This window comes from Brachybacterium halotolerans (assembly GCF_016623465.1).
GTDB classification, from domain to species: domain Bacteria; phylum Actinomycetota; class Actinomycetes; order Actinomycetales; family Dermabacteraceae; genus Brachybacterium; species Brachybacterium halotolerans.
This window is the reverse complement of the sequence record NZ_JAEDAJ010000016.1, coordinates 1-17,241: the sequence shown is the minus strand read 5'-3', so window position 1 is coordinate 17,241 and position 17,241 is coordinate 1. Positions and strand designations below refer to the sequence as shown.

Sequence of the window (17,241 nt, the reverse complement as noted above, 5' to 3'; positions counted from 1 at the left end):
CGACCGAGCCGATCCGGGGAGCGGCGCGCGGTGCGGCTCAGGCGGCGGCGCGGCTCCCGGCCGAGCGGCGACGCAGCGTCGGATCCAGGATCGGGGGAGTGCTGTACTCCTGGTCCATGCGCCCCACGCCCGTGCCGGGTGCGACGATCTCGTCGATGCGGTCCAGGACGTCGTCCGTCAGCTCGACCTTCCCGGCGGCGAGAGAGTCCTCGAGGTGCTCCATGGTGCGGGGACCGATGATCGCGGCGCTGACGCCCGGGTGGGCGATCACGAAGGCGAGCGCCATGTGCGTCAGCGTGAGCCCGGAGTCCTGCGCGAGGGCGAGCAGATCCTCCACGGCGTCGATGCGCCGCGGGTCCCGGAGCGCCCCGAACATCTGCGTGCGGCGCAGGTCGCTCTGCTGCCCCCGCCGCACCCTGCCGGTGAGCATGCCGCTGGCCAGGGGGCTCCAGATGATCGTGCCCATGCCGTAGCGCTCGGCGACGGGGAGCACCTCGCGCTCCACGGTGCGGTCCAGGAGCGAGTAGTGGGGCTGCTCGGTGCGGAAGCGCTCGAGCCCGCGGTCGCGGGCCACCCACTGCGCCTCGACGATCTCGGAGGCCGGCATGTCGGAGGTCCCGATCGCCCGCACCTTCCCGCTGCGCACCAGATCGGTGAGCGCGGAGAGGGTCTCCTGGATGTCGGTGGCCGGGTCGGGGCGGTGCAGCTGCAGCAGGTCCAGATGGTCCGTCCCCAGACGGCGCAGCGAGTTCTCGATCGCCGTCATGATCCAGCGGCGGGACCCGCCGCGGTGGTTGGGGTCCTCGTCGAGCGGTAGCCCGAACTTGGAGGTGAGGACCACCTCGTCGCGGCGGCCGCGCAGCGCGCGCCCGAGCATCTCCTCGGACTCGCCGTAGGCGTCGGCGGTGTCGACGAGGTTGATGCCCGCGTCCAGCGCGCGCCCCACCATCGCATCCACCTCCTGCTGGTCGCCGTTGCCGAACGAGCTGAACATCATGGCGCCGAGGGCGAAGGGCGAGACCTGGATCCCTGTGCGGCCGAGCGAGCGGTGCTTCATCTGAGTCCTCCTGGGACGGGGCCGGGCCCGGGCGGATCCCGGGTATGCTGACCGAAGAAACGGAACCTGCGTCCACAACTATGCGGAACGGTGTTCCGGTTTGTCAACGTCCTGCCGCGGGACCCTGCGCCCGCTTCAGATCCGAGAGGAGGGTGCGCGTGAGCCAGGAGAGGCCGGAGAGCCCCGAGAGCCCGGAGAGCGAAGGAGCCCCGCGGCGTCGGCGTGCGGATGCCGTGCGCAATGCCGAGGCGGTGCGCGCAGCGGCGAAGCAGGTGTTCGCGGAGTCCGGGGTCGACGCCCCGATGCGCGAGATCGCCGCGCGCGCCGGGGTCGGCGTCGGCACGGTGTACCGCAGCTATCCGCTGCGCTCGGATCTCATCATCGCCGTGTTCCGACACGAGCTCGAGGCCACGGCCCAGGACGCGCGGGCCCTGGCCGACGAGCATCCTCCGCGCGAGGCGCTGCGACTGTGGACGCGCAGCCTGGCGCGCTTCCTGGCGACGAAGCGGGGCTTCGCGACCGCCCTGCATTCGGGCGACCCCGCCTACGCGCCCCTGCCCGCGCAGTTCCTCGGGGTGCTGGCACCCGAGGTCCAGCGCATCCTGGACCTCGGGGCGGCCGACGGGACCATGCGCCGCGACATCCGCGCCGAGGACCTGATCCCCGCGCTCGGCCGGCTCAGCGACGCGGGTCCCGCCGACGGCACGGACGCCGACGCCTCGCGCATGATCGACGTCCTGCTCGACGGCCTCGCCGCGCGGTGAGAGGTGGAAGCGGCCGTAGTCTGAGCGCATGAACCGTCGGCCCCGACCCTCCGCCGCGCGCTCCGGCCGCACCGCCGCCTCCTCGCGTCGCACGGGACGCACCGCCTCGGGACGCGGCGCTTCGGGACGGAGCGCCCCGGAACGCAGCGCCCCGGGACGCGCCGCCACCACCGCGCGGACGACACCCGCCGAGCTCCCGGTGCTGCGCGTCGGGTTCATCCCGGGCGTCGAGCCCGACCGGTTCGCGCGGCGCTGGCGCAGCGGGCAGCGCCCCGCCCGGCTCGAGCTGGTCCCCGTCCCGCTCTCCCGTCAGGCCGAGGTGCTCGGGACGGGTGAGGTCGACATGTGCTTCGTGCGCCTGCCGCTGGAGGCCGACGGGGAGGACACGGCGGGCGGACCGGGGGAGCTGCATCTCGTCGAGCTCTGGGAGGAGCGCCCGATGGTCGTCGTCGGCAGCGAGAACATCCTCTCCCTTCACGAGGAGCTCACCGTCGCCGACCTCGCCGAGGACCCGGAGATCCCCTCCGCGCACCCCGACGACGCCGCGGACCGGGTCGCCGTGGTCGCCACCGGGGTCGGCCACGCCCTGCTGCCCATGTCCCTCGCGCGGCTGCACCACCGCAAGGACGTCGTGCACCGGCCGCTCGCGGATGCGCCCGCCACCCGGATCGCCCTGGCCTGGCCGAGAGCCGCCGACGACGCCGTGCGCCAGGAGTTCGTGGGCGCCGTGCGCGGACGCACCGCCCGCTCCTCCCGCTGAGGCCCGCAGCGGTCTGACCACGCCGGACGCCCCGTGCGCGCTGCCGGGCGCGGCGTTAGGGTCGTATCACCGCCGTCGCACCCGAGGAGAACGCCGTGACCGAGTCGCCCCGCATGAACGTCGAGAGCTTCAACCTCGACCACCGCGCCGTGCATGCCCCCTACATCCGCATCGCCGACCGCAAGACGCTGCCCCACGGCGACGTGCTCACGAAGTTCGACGTGCGCTTCACCCAGCCCAACGTCGCCCACCTCGACTCGGAGGTCGTCCACTCGCTCGAGCACCTGATGGCCGAGCACATGCGCAACCACACCGGCGACGTCATCGACGTCTCCCCGATGGGCTGCCGCACGGGCTTCTACGCGCTGCTCTCCGGAGAGCACGAGGTCGCCGACTTCGCGCCGGTCCTCGAGGCCACCCTCCACGACCTGCTGCAGGCCGATGAGGTCCCCGCCGCGAACGAGGTCCAGTGCGGCTGGGGCGCCCACCACACCCTCACCGGGGCGAAGGACGCCGCCCAGGCGTTCCTCGCCCGCCGCGACGAGTGGGAGGACGTCGGCGCCTGACTCAGGTCGCGTCCATCGCCTCCCGCACCGCGGCGAGCAGTCGCGCCGTCCGGGCGCTGGCGGCGATGTCGTCGACGGTGACGACCTCGCCGTCCTGATCGGCCAGCGGCACGCGCCAGTTCGGGTACTCCGAGTCCGTGCCCGGCTGGTTCTGGATCCTCCGCTCGCCCACGCAGTCCACGAGGGACACGCCCACCAGCAGTGACGGGGTCTGGGCGAGATAGCGGTGCAGGGCGATGACGGTCGCCTCCACGTCCTCGCGAGGATCCGCGTCCTCGTCGAGCAGGCCGCGCGCGCGGACCGCGTCCAGCACCTTCGCCTGGGCAGCGGCGTCCACGGCGATCTCCTCGTCGAGGTCCCGCTCGAGCAGTCCGAGCTCGTGGCGCAGGCGCACGTGGTCGCCGGCCAGGTAGCCGGCCGTCGGCGGCAGGTCGTGCGTGTTCACCGAGGCCAGGCACAGGCGGCGGTAGTCCTCGGGCGGCAGCGGGTTCCCCGCGGCGTCGTTCTCGAACCACAGGATCGAGGTGCCCAGGATCCCGCGCTCGGTGAGGTAGTCGCGCACCCACGGCTCGAAGGTCCCCAGGTCCTCGCCCACGACGATCGCGCCGGCGCGCTGCGCCTCGAGGGCGAGGACGCCGATCATCGCCTCGTGGTCGTAGGTGACGTAGGTGCCCTCTGAGGCGGGGGCGCCGTCGGGGATCCACCAGAGGCGGAACAGGCCCAGCACGTGGTCGATCCGCAGGGCTCCCGCATGGCGCAGCAGCGTGCGCAGCTGGTCGCGCCAGGGCCGGTACCCGGCCGCCGCGAGGGCCTCCGGATGCCAGGGCGGCTGATGCCAGTTCTGCCCCTGCTGGTTGTACTGGTCGGCGGGAGCGCCCACGCCCACGCCCCGTGCGAGGACGTCCGCGAGCCGCCAGGCGTCCGCGCCCACCTCGGTGACGCCCACGGCCAGGTCATGCATGAGCCCGATCCGCATGCCGCCCTCGCGCGCTCCCGCCTGGGCGGCCGCGAGCTGCTCGTCGAGCACCCACTGCACCCAGGCGTGGAAGGTGATGCGGTCCGCGAGCTCGGTCCGGGCCCGCTGCGCGGCGGGGGAGTCTGGCGAGGCGAGCTCCTCCCGCGTCCGGTCCGGGAGTTCCTCGCGGTGCTCGTCCAGTGCGCACCACAGGGCGAAGTCCTCGAGGCCCCGGCCCTCGCGCGCCCGATAGGCGTCGAACAGGGCCTGGCGCGCGGGGGTGCGGGGCGCGGCGAAGATCTCCTCGAGCGCCTCCATCTTCGACGCGAGCACGGGGTCGCGCTCGAGGCGATCGGCCCGCGCGTTCGCGGGGGAGACCTCGCTGCGCAGCGCGGCGATCCGCTGACGGGCGTGCTCCGGCAGGTCCCGGAACTCGGGGACGTCCTCGGGGCGCACGTACAGGGCGCTCGTGAAGCGGCGGGTCACCGGCAGGTAGGGGGAGGGCAGCATCGGCGGCACGGGCCGGGAGGCGTGCAGAGGGTTGATGAGCAGGAAATCGGCGCCGTGGCGCACACCCAGGATCGCGGCGAGGTCGCGGGCGTCGGCCAGGTCGCCGATGCCCCAGGAGCGGGGCGAGCGCACCGAGTACAGCTGCGCCTGCACACCCATGGCCCGGCGATCGCCGAGCCCGTCCTGCACGGTGATGCGCGCCGGGGTCACCACGAGCGGGCACTCGTGCGCGCCCTCGCTCGTGTGCGCGCGGATCGTGTGCCACCCCAGGGGCAGGCCGCGCGGGATCCGGAACGAGGCCTGGCCCCGCCGGGTCCCGTCGAGGTCGTAGGGAGCGGTGAAGTCCTCGACCTGCGTCAGCGGCCGACGGGAGCCGTCCTCGAGGATCGCCTCGACGTCGACGGGGGTGCCGTCCACGACGTGCACGGCCAGCGACTCCTCGCGGTCCTCGCGCAGGACGACCACGCGGGGCAGCGTCGCCGCCCAGGCGGCGCGGGCGCGATCGCCGCGGATGCGGCGCACGTCGGCGTCGTCGGCGACCTCGTGGCCGAGGGCGGCCAGCACGCGCACCAGGGTCGTATCGGCCACCTGCTTGCGGGTGCCGTCCCACCCCCAGAAGTCCGTGCTGACGCCGAGGTCGCGGGCGAGGGAGCGCAGCGCTCCGGGATCCAGGGACATGGCCACATGCTAGTGGCGTCGGCCACGTGCGGCGCCTTCAAATCCGCGCGGCTCCGATCAGGTCCAGCTGGGCAGCCACATCCTCCACTCCCACTGGTCGACGTCGATCACCTGACCCGTCCAGATCGGCCAGAAGAACGCGGAGACCAGCACGATCAGCGTGAGCAGGCTGCCGGCGAGCAGGGTCCCCGCGAGCCGGCGCTCGCCGTCGGCCGACCGCGGGCCGACGAGAAGGCCGATCACGTACGCGAGGCACAGGATCATCCAGGGCTCGTAGACCACGGAGTAGAAGGTGAAGATCGTGCGGTCCATGTACATCAGCCACGGCAGGTAGCCGCCGATGATGCCCGTCAGCGCCGCCCATGCCCGGCCGTCCCGCTTCCAGATCGCGACCACGAGCACGATCAGGATGCTGAGCGCGCCGAACCACCAGATCAGGGGATTGCCGACGGAGAGCACCTGCGAGGCGCACTTCTCGACCTCGCAGCCCATCTCCCCGTAGTCGTAGGAGCGGTAGTAGAAGTTCGTGGGCCGTATCTGCAGGAGCCAGCCCAGCGGGTTCGCCTGGTAGGGGTGCGGGGAGTCCAGGTGGATGTGGAAGTCGTAGGCCTGCGCGTGGTAGCGCCACAGGGAGCGCAGGGCATTGAGCACAGGGTTCCCGCCCGCGTGTCCGTTCTCCTCGGCCCAGTGGCGCATGTAGCCCTTCGAGGACGCGAACCAGCCGGACCACGAGGCCACGTACACCACGAGCGAGGTGCCGACCATCGCGACGAACGCGGGGACCGCATCGCGGAACAGGCCGTTCTCCCACCAGCGCCGTTCGCCCACCCGGCGCCGGGCCCACCAGTCCCACAGCACGGTCATGATGCCGAAGACCGCGAGGAAGTAGATGCCCGACCACTTCACCGAGCAGGCGAGCCCGAGCAGCACGCCGGCGCTCAGGCGCCAGGGCCGGAATCCGGCCCGATAGCCCAGCAGCGGGAGCTCCTCGCCGCGGGCGCGGGCTGCGGCGACCGAGCGCGCGAGGCCCTCACGGAAGCGGTCGCGGTCGATGAGCAGGGCCCCGAAGGCGGCCAGGGCGAAGAACATGAGCACGAGGTCCAACAGGGAGGTGCGGGACATGACCAGGTGCAGGCCGTCGACCGCGAGCAGCAGGCCCGCGATCAGGCCGATGCCCGTGGAGCGGAAGAGGCGCCGCCCGATCCGCGCGAGCATGAGCACCGAGAGCGCCCCCAGCAGCGCGACGGAGATCCGCCAGCCCCAGGCGGAGTCCCCGCCGAGGGCGAGCATCCCCAGCCCGATCACCCACTTGCCGATCGGGGGATGCACGACGTACTCGCCGCTGTCCTCGGAGGAGTTCACCTCGCCGGAGGTGAAGGCGGGGTCGGGGTCGTCGGGCCAGCTCATCTCGACGCCGTGGTGGACGATCGTCCAGCCGTCCTTCACGTAGTAGGTCTCGTCGAAGATCAGCTCGTGGATCGAGCCCAGGTGATAGAGCCGCAGCACCAGGGCGAGGGCGCACACGAGCAGCGCCCCGAGCCAGGGCTTCGTGCGCGCGGTGAGGTCCATGCAGTGCAGGCGCGTGCGCAGCGTCGCCAGGAGCGCGCCCTCGCTCTCGGCCTCGACGGCGTCCTCCCGGGCGTCGCGCAGGTGCCGGTGCGGATCCGCGTGATCGGGCTCGGCTCCGGGACTCCGGGGGTCCTCCGGCCCCTCGGCCCCGTCCGCTGGCGTGGTCTGCTGCACGCGGTCATGCTAGGGCATGCCACCTGCGGATCCTCGGTCGACGGGGCCGGGGCGGGGCGGCCGTCGGCCCCGTCCGCCCGCCCTATCATGGGGCGCATGCTCGTCCCCGGAGCCCTGGTCCTGGCCGCCACCCCGATCGGCAACCCGCTGGACGCCTCGGTGCGCCTGGTGCGCGCCCTGGGCGAGGCGGATCTCATCGCCGCGGAGGACACGCGGCGGCTGCGGCGCCTGACCCGCGAGCTCGAGGTCGAGCCGACCGGCCGGGTCATCTCGTACCACGAGCACAACGAGGACGAGCGGACCCCCTGGCTGCTCGACGCCCTGCGCGAGGGGCAGCGCGTGCTGCTGGTGACCGACGCCGGCATGCCCGTGGTCTCCGACCCCGGCTACCGCGCGGTGCGCGCCGCGGCTGACGCAGATCTCCCGGTGCAGGTCATCCCGGGCCCGTCGGCCGTCCTCACCGCGCTCGCCGTCTCCGGGTTGGCCCCTGACCGCTTCTCCTTCGAGGGCTTCGTGCCGCGCGGCCCCGGGCAGCGCGAGAACCTCTTCGCCCAGCTCGCCGACGCCCGCCGCACCCTCGTCTTCTTCGAGTCCCCGCGCCGCACGGCCTCCGCGCTCGCCGCGATGCGCGACGGCTTCGGGCCCGCGCGCCGCGCCGTGCTCGCCCGCGAGCTCACCAAGACCCACGAGGAGGTGCTGCGCGGCACCCTCGCCGAGCTCGCCGCGCACACCGCCGAGCACGAGGTGCTGGGCGAGGTCGCGATCGTCGTCGCGGGCGCGGACACCGTCGAGGCGGACCCGCAGGACCTCGTGGCGGAGGTGCTGCGCCGCACCGAGGCGGGCGAGCGGATGAAGGACGCCGCCAAGGCCGTCGCCCGCAGCGCCGCGGGCGTGGGCGCCCGCGAGCTCTACGACGGGGCGCGGAAGCGGCGCGGCTGAGCGCGCTCGGGGAGCGAGCGCGCTCCGAGGAGCGGCGCCGGTCCCCGGACATGCGAGAGGGCCCCGACCATGCGGTCGGGGCCCTCTCGTGGGTATCTGCTGCGGGAGATCAGTCGTCGATCTCGATGAGGCCGCGCTGGTAGGCCTTCGCCAGACGGCGCGGCACGGACGCGGTGCGACCGCGGACCGTCACCTGCACGAGGTCGGCGTTCTGGGCCTTCCACTGCGATCGACGCGAGTGGGTGCGAGCCCGGGACATCTTGAACTTGGGCACTGCCATGGGAACGCTCCTTGACGGTCCTGGATGATGGTCGGCGAGGGTGTCCGCCCAGCGGGCTGGCCCGTCCCGGAGGACTGAGGCGACCCGGGGTCGCCGGGCGCGCGGAAGGACACGCAACGGTCGATCATTCTGCCACATTCCCCTGGCCACGGCCCGGGCGGGGCAGGTGAGATGCACCACCGGCCTCGCCGTCGGCGTCGGCGGGCTCCGTCGGGCGCGCGCGGGCTCCCGCCTACGATGTTCCCATGCCGAACGCCCCCGAGGACCCGCGCGCAGCAGGGTCCGCAGCGCCCGACCCCGCCGCGCCCGTGCACCACCGGGAGGACCTCGATCCCCGGCGCTCCTCGCGCGACCGCTCCTGGCCGCCGGTCCCGGAGGCCCTGCCGGCACCGGTGATCGACAACCACTGCCACCTCGACTTCGCCGACGGCGAGGAGGGGCTGAGCATCTCCGAGCACGTCGCACGCGCGGCGGGGGCCGGCATCACCGCGCAGATCACCATCGGCTCGGACCGCGAGGCGGCCCTGTGGACCGCGCGCCTCGTGGGCGCCGAGGACTGCCCGCCCAGCCTGCGCGGCGGCGTCGCCGTCCACCCCAATGAGGCAGCCCTGCACGCCCTCGGCCACGACCACGAGGGCCGGGAGCTCATCGGCCTGGACGAGGCGCTCGCAGAGATCGACTCCCTGGTGCGCGGCCCGGGGATGGTCGTCGTCGGCGAGACGGGGCTGGACTGGTTCCGCACCTCGAGGAAGGACGAGCAGGCGCGCTCCGCGCAGATCGACGCCTTCCGCCACCACATCGCGCTGGCCAAGGAGACGGGCCTGCCGATGCAGATCCACGACCGCGACGCCCACGCGGACGTCCTGGAGATCCTCGACGCCGACGGCGCGCCCGAGCGCACCGTGCTGCACTGCTTCTCCGGCGACGTCGAGTTCGCGCGCGAGTGCGTCGCGCGCGGCTTCTACCTCTCCTTCGCCGGCAACGTCACGTTCAAGAACGCCCAGAACCTGCGCGACGCCCTGGCCGACGTGGGCCTGGGCCGCGTGATGGTCGAGACCGACGCTCCCTTCCTCACCCCCGTGCCCTACCGCGGGCGCCCGAACTCCTCGTACCTGATCCCGCACACGATGGCGACGATCGCCGAGGTCACCGGCACCGACCTCGGCGCCGCCTGCGAGCGGATCGCCGCCACCACGCGGGAGGTCTACGGATGGCCGGCGGCATGAGCGGGGACGCGGGCACGGGGGAGAGCGGCTCGATCCTGCTCAGCGGACGCGACATCCGCGCGCTCGCCGAGGGCGCGGGCCTGAGCCCCAGCAAGCAGCGCGGCCAGAACTTCGTGGTGGACCCCAACACGGTCCGCGTCATCGTCGAGCGCGCCGGGGTGCACGCGGGGGAGGCGGTCCTCGAGGTCGGTCCGGGACTCGGGTCCCTCACCCTGGGACTGCTCGAGGCGGGGGCCGACGTCGCCGCGATCGAGCTCGACCGGGGTCTCGCCGATCTGCTGCCGCGCACGCTCGCGGGCCGCGGCGTCGACGAGGACCGCTTCCGCCTGGTCCACGCCGACGCGCTCGCCGTCACCGAGCTGCCCGCGCTGCCGGACGCGGGGCAGCCGACGGCCCTGGTCGCGAACCTCCCCTACAACGTCGCCACCCCGATCCTGCTGACCGTCCTCGAGCGCTTCCCGGGCATCGAGCGCTGCCTGGTCATGGTGCAGTCCGAGGTCGTCGACCGTCTGGCCGCCGAGCCCGGCTCGCGCGTCTACGGCGCCCCGAGCGCGAAGGCCGCCTGGTACGGGGAGCGGGAGCACGCGGGCCGGATCTCCCGGCGCGTGTTCTGGCCCGTGCCGAACGTCGACTCCGCGCTCGTGCTGCTCACCCGGCGCGCCGAGCCGCTCGGCACCGAGGACGAGCGCGCCCTGACCTTCCGCGTGATCGACGCGGCCTTCGCCCAGCGCCGCAAGATGCTGCGGGCGGCCCTTGCGGGCTGGGCCGGGAGCTCGGCCCGCGCGGGAGAGATCATCGCGTCGGCCGGGATCGATCCCACCCGCCGCGGGGAGACGCTCGCGATCGAGGACTTCCTCGCCGTCGCACGGGCCGGCGCCGAGGGAAGCGACGGGGCCGACGCCGGGGGCGGCGACGGTGGCGGGTAGGCTGCGCCGCCGGCGTGAGACCGCGCGGCCTCGTCGGCGCGTCGCCTGTAGCGTGAGCTCGGTGCCGTCCGCCGCAGGGGCGGGCGCAAGGTTCGGACGGAGCGGGACGCGACCCCATGTGCGGAATCGTCGGCATGGTCGGCAACGGGCCGGTCAACCAGGACATCTACGACGCCCTCCTGCTGCTGCAGCATCGCGGGCAGGACGCGACCGGGATCGCGACCGCCGAGGCGGACGGGATGATGCACATCGCCAAGGGCCAGGGCATGGTCCGCGAGGCCTTCCGCACGCGGGATATGCGCGCCCTGCGCGGCGGGACGGGACTGGGGCACGTGCGCTACGCGACCAAGGGCGAGGCCTCCCGCGAGGAGGAGGCGCAGCCCTTCTACGTCAACGCGCCCTACGGGATCGTCCTCATCCACAACGGGAACCTCACCAACACCCGGGAGCTCACCGAGGAGATGGCCCGGCACGACCGCCGCCACGTGAACTCCACGAGCGACACCGAGCTGCTCGTGAACGTCCTGGCCGGGGAGCTGCAGGAGACCACGTCCTCCGAGCTCCTCGAGCCCGAGGCGATCTTCGAGGCCGTCGGCCGCACCCACGCCCGCATCCGCGGCGCCTACGCCGTGATCTCCGTGATCGCCGGCCACGGCCTGCTCGCCTTCCGCGATCCCCACGGCATCCGCCCGCTGATCCTGGGGCGGCGCCCGGGCGCGACCGGCGAGCAGCACGACGAGTGGGCCGTGGCCAGCGAGTCCCTGGTCCTGGAGAACGGCGGCTACGAGATCGTCCGCGACGTGGAGCCCGGCGAGGCCGTCTTCATCCGCCACGACGGAGCCCTGTTCATGCGCCAGTGCGCGGCCGCCGAGGGCGCATCCCCCGCCGCCTTCACCCCGTGCGCCTTCGAGTACGTCTACCTCGCCCGTCCCGACTCCGTGATGAACGGCGTGAGCGTCTACGAGTCGCGCCTGCGGATGGGGGAGAGGCTCGCCGCCACCATCGCCGCCCACGTGCCCGTCGAGGAGATCGACGTGGTGATGCCGATCCCGGACTCCTCGCGGCCCGCCGCGATGGAGGTCGCCCGCAGGCTCGGCATCGAGTACCGCGAGGGCTTCTACAAGAACCACTATGTCGGCCGCACCTTCATCATGCCCGGTCAGGCCGTGCGCCGACGCAGCGTGCGCCAGAAGCTCAACGCGATGTCCCTCGAGTTCCGCGGCAAGCACGTGCTGCTCATCGACGACTCGATCGTGCGCGGCACCACCAGCCAGCAGATCATCGAGATGGCCCGCCGCGCGGGCGCCGCCTCCGTCACCTTCGCCTCCGCCGCGCCCCCGATCCGCCACCCCCACGTGTATGGGATCAACATGCCCTCGCGCGAGGAGCTCGTGGCCCACGGGCGCACGATCCCCGAGATCGCCGACGTGCTGGGCGCCGACCACCTCGTCTACCAGGAGGTCGAGGACCTGCGCGCCGCGATCGTCGAGGGTTCCGAGCTCACCGACCTGGACATGTGCTGCTTCGACGGCCGCTACGTCACCGGCGACATCGACGAGGAGCACCTCGCCTGGGTCCAGGCGTCGCAGGCGTCGTGACCCGCCGCGCGGTTGGGGTGCTATAATCCTCGCCGAACGATCTCGTTCGCAGGATTGTGACTCCCCGCGGGGAGCCCGCGGCCGTCGGCCCGAGGCTCCCGGGAACGGGGAGGCAAGACCTGGGACGCACCCCGCAGGGGCGCATCCCGGGTCTTTTTTCATGCCCGAATGCAGCACCCCGAGGATGCGAGGACGCAGCCATGAGCACACCCCCCAGCGGGACCGGCACGATCGCGGAGGACATCGTCCGCGGCGTGGGCGGCCCCGAGAACATCGAGAGCCTCACGCACTGCGCGACGCGGCTGCGCTTCCAGCTCCGCGACGGCCAGCAGGTCGACCGGGGGTCCCTGGACGGCCTGCCCGGCGTGATGGGCACGGTCCCGCAGTCCGGCGACCGCTTCCAGGTCGTCATCGGCGGCGCCGTCGCCGGCGTCTACTCCGAGATCATGAACCTGCCGGTGATGAGCAGCGCCTCGGGACGTCCCCGCTCCGACGCCGAGGTCAAGGCCGCGATCCGCGCGAAGAGCCGCGGCCGCTTCGCCTGGCTCGACAGCTTCTTCGAGTACCTCTCGGACTCCTTCCGCCCGCTCATGGGCGTGCTGCTCGGAGCCTCCCTCATCATCGCGATCGCCTCGGTGCTCGACGCCCTCGGGGTCGTCGACTTCCGCGCCGAGGACAAGTCCGCGACCTGGGTCTTCGTCGACGCCATGTGGCGCTCGGTCCTGTACTTCCTGCCGGTCATGGTCGCCTACAACGCGGCGAAGAAGCTCGCGATCGACCCGTGGGTCGGCGCCGCCGTGATGGCCGCCGTGATGACCCCGAACTTCACCGGGATGCTCAACGCGGACTCCGGGATCCCCGGCGTCACCTGCACCACCAATGCGACGCTCGGCACCCAGCAGTGCGTGGCGAGCGTGTTCGGCCTGCCCATGCAGCTCAACGACTACGGCGGCCAGGTGTTCGTGCCGCTGATCATGGTCGCCCTGCTCGCCCTGCTCTACAAGGGCCTGCAGAAGGTGTTCCCGCAGAACGTGCAGCTCGTCTTCGTGCCGTTCTTCGCCATGCTCATCATGATCCCCGTGACCGCCTTCGTCCTGGGCCCGATCGGCATCTGGGCCGGCAACGGCCTGGGCATCGGCCTCTCCTGGCTGAACTCGCACGCGCCGATCGTCTTCGCGATCCTCATCCCGCTGCTCTACCCGTTCCTGGTCCCGCTGGGCCTGCACTGGCCGCTGAACGCGCTCATGCTGCAGAACATCAACGCCCTCGGCTACGATTTCATCCAGGGCCCCATGGGCACGTGGAACTTCGCCTGCTTCGGCGCGACCGCCGGCGTGCTGCTGCTCTCCCTGCGCCATCGCGAGACCGAGATGCGCCAGACCGCGACCGGCGCACTGCTCGCGGGCCTGTTCGGCGGCATCTCGGAGCCCTCGCTGTACGGCATCCACCTGCGCTTCAAGCGCATCTACCCGCGCATGCTCGTGGGCTGCCTCGCGGGCGGCCTCATCGTGGGCCTGCTGGGCGGCGTCGACACGAGCGCCTTCGCCTTCACGTCGCTGCTGACCATCCCGGTCTTCGACCCCATGGGCGTCTACGTCATCGCGATCGCCGCGGCCTTCGTGATCTCCATGGTCCTCGTCTACTTCTCGGACTACATGAACCCGGCCGAGCGCGCCGAGGCCAACGCCCGGCGCGACGAGCTCGAGGCCTTCCACCGCGGCGACGCGGCCGGTGCCGAGGGCGCTGTCGAGGCGAGCGCCGAAGAGCGCGCGCAGGAGCGGACGGAGGAGAAGGTCGGCGCTGCGGCCGTGCCGATGGGTGCGGGTGCCGGCGCCGGTGTAGGCGCCGTGACCGGCGCCGCCACCGCGACCGCGACCGCGGGCGGAGCGCTGCGCGAGATCGCGGCTCCCATCGGCGGCAGGGTCGTCGGCCTCGACGAGGCAGGGGATCCGGTCTTCGCCTCCCGTGCTCTCGGCGAGGGCGTCGGCATCGAACCGGTCGACGGCCGGATCCTCGCCCCGGTCGACGGCACGGTGGCCTCGGTCGCGCAGACCGGGCACGCGATCGGCCTGCTCACCTCCGACGGCGTCGAGGTGCTCATCCACGTGGGCATCGACACCGTCCAGATGAAGGGCGAGGGCTTCGACGTCGCCGTCTCGCAGGGCCAGAAGGTCTCGCGCGGGGATCTGCTGGTCACCGTCGACCTCGACGCCGTGCGCGCGGCCGGGCACCCGACGGTCACGCTGATGACCATCACCAACACGGCGTCCCTCGCGGGCGTCGAGCCCGTCGGGGACGGCGAGGTCGCCGCCGGCGACACCGTGGTGCGCGTGCGCCGCTGAGTCGGGCGGTTCGAAGAGGCCGACGGCCTCTTCTCTGCGCAGGGGGCGGGCTCATCCGGCAGGATGGAGCGCAGGGAGCAGGAGAAGGTCCGGGGTCGCCGAGACGTCCTGAGGAGTTCCCGGAGCCGAGCCGCCGACGACGAGGTCGGAGATCGACGACGGGCGAGGAAGGGAGGAGCCGCGATGAAGGTGCTCCGCGTCCTGAACAACAACGTGGTCCTCTCGCGCGACGGCGAGGGCCAGGAGGTCATCCTCACCGGTCGCGGCCTCGGCTTCCGAGCCCGCCCCGGCGACGAGGTCGACGCCGAGGCGATCGTGCGCGTCTTCGTCCCGGTCGACGGCCGCGACCCCGACCACCTCGCCGAGGCCCTCTCGATGATCGACGAGGAGGTGCTGCGGGCCGTCGTCATCGCGCTGGGCACCGCGGGCATCGAGGGTCGCGAGTCCACCCGGCCGACCCTCGCGATCGCCGTGGCGGACCACGTCGCGGGGGCGCTGGATCGCGTGCGCCGCGGCCAGGTCGTGGAGTACCCGCTGCGCGCCGAGGTCCAGACCCTGTACGGACGGGAGTACGAGCGCGCCAGGGGCCTGCTCGACGCCATCAACGAGCACGTGGACCCCGCGTTGGGCCCCGAGGAGGCGACGGCGCTCGCGCTGCATCTGGTCAACGCCGGCTTCGCGTCCGGCGATCTCGCCTTCACCTACACGATGACCGGCGTCATCCAGCAGATGCTCGCCGTGGTCTCCGAGCGCTTCGGCCTGGACCTGGACAGCCGCTCGATGAGCGCCGCCCGGTTCATCACCCATGTGCGCTACCTGTTCGTGCGCATCCAGTCCCGACGCCAGCTGGGCGGGCAGGAGTCCACGATCGGACTCAGCATCCGCGAGAACTATCCCGAGGCCACCCGCACCGCCGAACAGCTCGCGACGATCGTCCAGCTCCGTCTGGGGGAGGCGCTCTCCGCCGACGAGGTCTCCTACCTCGCCCTGCACGTCGCCCGGATGACACTCGATGCCGGAGGCCACGGGGCTGGTTGAGGCGTCCCGGGGCAGCGGCCCGGGCAAGGTGGCGAGTTGGTCCCGGCATGGAAGGACGCATTGGCGCACCGTGTCTGCTGTGCGAGCACAGTGGGTCGGGCCGGAAGTCGGGGTGCCGTCGTCGAGTCCTCGGCGGGGAATCGGTTCCTCCACAAGGGGGTGTTTTCCACGGGGTTATCCACTGAGGAGCCAGTGGGCATGGAGGAGGGGAAGTTCTTCTCCGGCTTATCCACATTCTTGATAGAGGTCTGGTTTTCCGCGGCGCGGCGGGATAGAATCAGACATATCGATCGGGCGACGGGGATCACGGGTTCATGGGTGAGGCCGAAGGATCTTCTGGATGCGTCCGTTGAATCAGTGTTCTCGATCGAGAGAGCGCGTGCCGATTCATGGATAGCCAGGGAAGGGGGTGGGTGGTGTGAGTGCAGTCGAGCAGCCGGAGTCGCAGGGTCGTCTGGACCTTCCCGGGCAGCCGGCGGTCGAGTCGACGTTCACGGTCCTGGATGACCTGGAGAAGATGACCGAGCGGCAGCGCGAGGACATGCACGCCCACACGCCCCGGTTCGTGACCGCGCCCCCGGAGGGCGTCAAGCCCTTGTTCATCGTGAAGGAACCCAAAAAGGCGGTCTGCCGGGAGGTGGTGGCGCGCAGGGTGACGGCCCGCCCGGATGCGGAGCTCACTGCGCAGGTCCGTGCCCTGTGGGACGAAGGGGTCGACGAGTCCTACGAACTCTCCCGCCGCTTCGTGGCGCTGGCGCCGTTCTGGGCGGGGCGTGAGGACATGGACGCCGACCCGTTCGAGGTCGAGCAGCAGGACCTCATGGTCGCTGTGGCGATGCGCTGCACCCGCGGGCAGGCCGCCAAAGCCATCACCGACGCCCACCGGGCCGTGGACCTCCTCCCGCGCTGCACCCAGGCCCTGGAAGCAGGTGAATTCCCGGCGGAATGGTTCCGCACCCTGTTGCGGCGGACCGCGTATTTCACGCCGGCGGAGATGGTGCTGGTGGATGTCACGGTCGCGTCGTGGTGTTTGGCGATCATGCCGAGAGCATTCACGAAATGCCTCGAACTCCTGGTGACGAAGATTCAGCAGCGACATCCGAAAGAACCCGAAGAAATCTCCGCCACTCGCCGCCGCATGGTCCTGGACCCCGGAACCCTCGATGGGGTCGCGTCCCTGCGGATCATCGGTCCGGCGCCGGAGATCAAAGCATTGGCTGGGCGGTTCGATCAGGCGGCGCGGACGATCCAGAACGCCCAGCGCCACGCCCTGATCGAGGGCACGGAGATCCCCCTGGATCCGGACCGGCGAGTGGAGAACGAGGGCATGCCCCTGTCACTGAACCTGATCCGCTACCACCTCGCCCATGCCGCGCAGCTCGACACCGGCGGCATCACCGTCCCGGAGGCCAGGTTCCGGTTGAACGTCCTCGTCCCGTTCCTGACCCTGGTTGGTGGCGACGACGCCCCGGGTGTCCTCGAGGACGGGACGCCGATCCCGGCGCAGATGGCCCGTGAGATCGCGGGCAAGAGCGAGGAATGGTTCCGAGTCCTCACCGACCCGTCCTCGGGTGAGTTCTTGCCGCGGCCGGCGGAGAAGTACCGGCCGACCGGGGCGATGCTCGAACACCTGAGACTGCGTGGCCAGTCCTGTGGTGTCCCGGGCTGCGAACGCACCGCATCGGTCGCCTCGGAAGCGGACCACATCGTGGAGTACAACCACGCGGACCCGGTCTGTGGTGGTCGGACGGCGGTGGAGAACCTGCATTTCCTGTGCTGGTTCCACCACGCGATGAAGACCGCCGGCAAGCTCGACCCGATTCGTGTGGAGGCGGACGAGTCGCCCGCGGGGACCGCGG

At 72.1% G+C, this 17,241-nt stretch carries 14 protein-coding genes; 10 read left to right on the top strand and 4 right to left on the bottom strand.

Annotation, left to right across the window (positions count from 1 at the left end; genetic code table 11):
* Window positions 1-37 precede the first annotated feature (37 nt).
* Window positions 38-1,057 carry an aldo/keto reductase gene (locus I8D64_RS16210; protein WP_200503838.1) on the bottom strand — a complete coding sequence of 340 codons (1,020 nt, stop codon included), beginning with the start codon at window positions 1,055-1,057 and terminating at the stop codon, window positions 38-40.
* 158 nt (window positions 1,058-1,215) lie between these two features.
* Between I8D64_RS16210 and I8D64_RS16205 the strand changes: the two genes are divergently transcribed.
* From I8D64_RS16205 to I8D64_RS16195, 3 genes are all read left to right on the top strand, one after another.
* Window positions 1,216-1,821, top strand: a complete 606-nt coding sequence (locus tag I8D64_RS16205; RefSeq protein WP_343068614.1) for a TetR/AcrR family transcriptional regulator — start codon at window positions 1,216-1,218, stop codon at window positions 1,819-1,821.
* Window positions 1,822-1,849: 28 nt separating this feature from the next.
* Window positions 1,850-2,581: a type 2 periplasmic-binding domain-containing protein gene (locus I8D64_RS16200; protein ID WP_246483114.1), complete on the top strand. Its 732-nt coding sequence runs from the start codon at window positions 1,850-1,852 to the stop codon at window positions 2,579-2,581.
* A gap of 95 nt (window positions 2,582-2,676) precedes the next feature.
* Complete coding sequence (locus tag I8D64_RS16195) at window positions 2,677-3,147, top strand: S-ribosylhomocysteine lyase (protein ID WP_239203360.1); 471 nt, start codon at window positions 2,677-2,679, stop codon at window positions 3,145-3,147.
* A gap of 1 nt (window position 3,148) precedes the next feature.
* Here I8D64_RS16195 and malQ read toward each other — a convergent pair whose 3' ends face one another.
* A complete protein-coding gene (gene malQ, locus I8D64_RS16190; protein ID WP_200503837.1) occupies window positions 3,149-5,290 on the bottom strand; it encodes a 4-alpha-glucanotransferase in 2,142 nt (713 codons plus the stop codon).
* A 57-nt stretch (window positions 5,291-5,347) separates the two neighbouring features.
* Complete coding sequence (locus I8D64_RS16185; RefSeq protein WP_343068613.1) at window positions 5,348-7,033, bottom strand: dolichyl-phosphate-mannose--protein mannosyltransferase; 1,686 nt, start codon at window positions 7,031-7,033, stop codon at window positions 5,348-5,350.
* Window positions 7,034-7,129: 96 nt separating this feature from the next.
* Between I8D64_RS16185 and rsmI the strand changes: the two genes are divergently transcribed.
* Window positions 7,130-7,972: a 16S rRNA (cytidine(1402)-2'-O)-methyltransferase gene (rsmI, locus tag I8D64_RS16180; RefSeq protein WP_200503836.1), complete on the top strand. Its 843-nt coding sequence runs from the start codon at window positions 7,130-7,132 to the stop codon at window positions 7,970-7,972.
* Window positions 7,973-8,081: 109 nt separating this feature from the next.
* Here the strand turns inward: rsmI and rpmF are convergent, their stop codons facing one another.
* The gene (gene rpmF / locus I8D64_RS16175) at window positions 8,082-8,252 is read right to left on the bottom strand and encodes a 50S ribosomal protein L32 (protein WP_152353254.1); all 171 of its coding nucleotides are present in this window, start codon (window positions 8,250-8,252) and stop codon (window positions 8,082-8,084) included.
* Between the two features lie 245 nt (window positions 8,253-8,497).
* Between rpmF and I8D64_RS16170 the strand changes: the two genes are divergently transcribed.
* From I8D64_RS16170 to I8D64_RS16145, 6 genes are all read left to right on the top strand, one after another.
* The gene (locus I8D64_RS16170; RefSeq protein WP_200503835.1) at window positions 8,498-9,478 is read left to right on the top strand and encodes a TatD family hydrolase; all 981 of its coding nucleotides are present in this window, start codon (window positions 8,498-8,500) and stop codon (window positions 9,476-9,478) included.
* Entirely contained in the window at window positions 9,475-10,404 is a 930-nt protein-coding gene (gene rsmA, locus I8D64_RS16165) for a 16S rRNA (adenine(1518)-N(6)/adenine(1519)-N(6))-dimethyltransferase RsmA (protein WP_200503834.1), read from the top strand. The genes I8D64_RS16170 and rsmA overlap by 4 nt, the downstream gene beginning before the upstream one ends.
* Window positions 10,405-10,520: 116 nt before the next feature.
* A complete protein-coding gene (purF, locus tag I8D64_RS16160; protein WP_200503833.1) occupies window positions 10,521-12,002 on the top strand; it encodes an amidophosphoribosyltransferase in 1,482 nt (493 codons plus the stop codon).
* 200 nt (window positions 12,003-12,202) lie between these two features.
* Window positions 12,203-14,344 (top strand): glucose PTS transporter subunit IIA, encoded by a 2,142-nt coding sequence (locus tag I8D64_RS16155; RefSeq protein ID WP_200503832.1) that lies wholly within the window; start codon window positions 12,203-12,205, stop codon window positions 14,342-14,344.
* A gap of 183 nt (window positions 14,345-14,527) precedes the next feature.
* Window positions 14,528-15,382, top strand: coding sequence for a PRD domain-containing protein (locus I8D64_RS16150; protein ID WP_200503831.1), 855 nt, complete (start codon window positions 14,528-14,530; stop codon window positions 15,380-15,382).
* Window positions 15,383-15,800: 418 nt separating this feature from the next.
* Window positions 15,801-17,241: DUF222 domain-containing protein (locus I8D64_RS16145; protein ID WP_200503830.1), on the top strand; the 1,441-nt coding region annotated here is incomplete at its 3' end.

What these genes read in the sequence shown, in the direction of transcription:
- rsmA (WP_200503834.1), top strand. Translation starts at nt 9,475, where the DNA reads ATGAGCGGGGACGCGGGCACGGGGGAGAGCGGCTCGATCCTGCTCAGC.
- I8D64_RS16210 (WP_200503838.1), bottom strand. Translation starts at nt 1,057, where the DNA reads ATGAAGCACCGCTCGCTCGGCCGCACAGGGATCCAGGTCTCGCCCTTC.
- I8D64_RS16200 (WP_246483114.1), top strand. Translation starts at nt 1,850, where the DNA reads ATGAACCGTCGGCCCCGACCCTCCGCCGCGCGCTCCGGCCGCACCGCC.
- rsmI (WP_200503836.1), top strand. Translation starts at nt 7,130, where the DNA reads ATGCTCGTCCCCGGAGCCCTGGTCCTGGCCGCCACCCCGATCGGCAAC.
- I8D64_RS16150 (WP_200503831.1), top strand. Translation starts at nt 14,528, where the DNA reads ATGAAGGTGCTCCGCGTCCTGAACAACAACGTGGTCCTCTCGCGCGAC.
- rpmF (WP_152353254.1), bottom strand. Translation starts at nt 8,252, where the DNA reads ATGGCAGTGCCCAAGTTCAAGATGTCCCGGGCTCGCACCCACTCGCGT.
- I8D64_RS16170 (WP_200503835.1), top strand. Translation starts at nt 8,498, where the DNA reads ATGCCGAACGCCCCCGAGGACCCGCGCGCAGCAGGGTCCGCAGCGCCC.
- purF (WP_200503833.1), top strand. Translation starts at nt 10,521, where the DNA reads ATGTGCGGAATCGTCGGCATGGTCGGCAACGGGCCGGTCAACCAGGAC.
- I8D64_RS16155 (WP_200503832.1), top strand. Translation starts at nt 12,203, where the DNA reads ATGAGCACACCCCCCAGCGGGACCGGCACGATCGCGGAGGACATCGTC.
- malQ (WP_200503837.1), bottom strand. Translation starts at nt 5,290, where the DNA reads ATGTCCCTGGATCCCGGAGCGCTGCGCTCCCTCGCCCGCGACCTCGGC.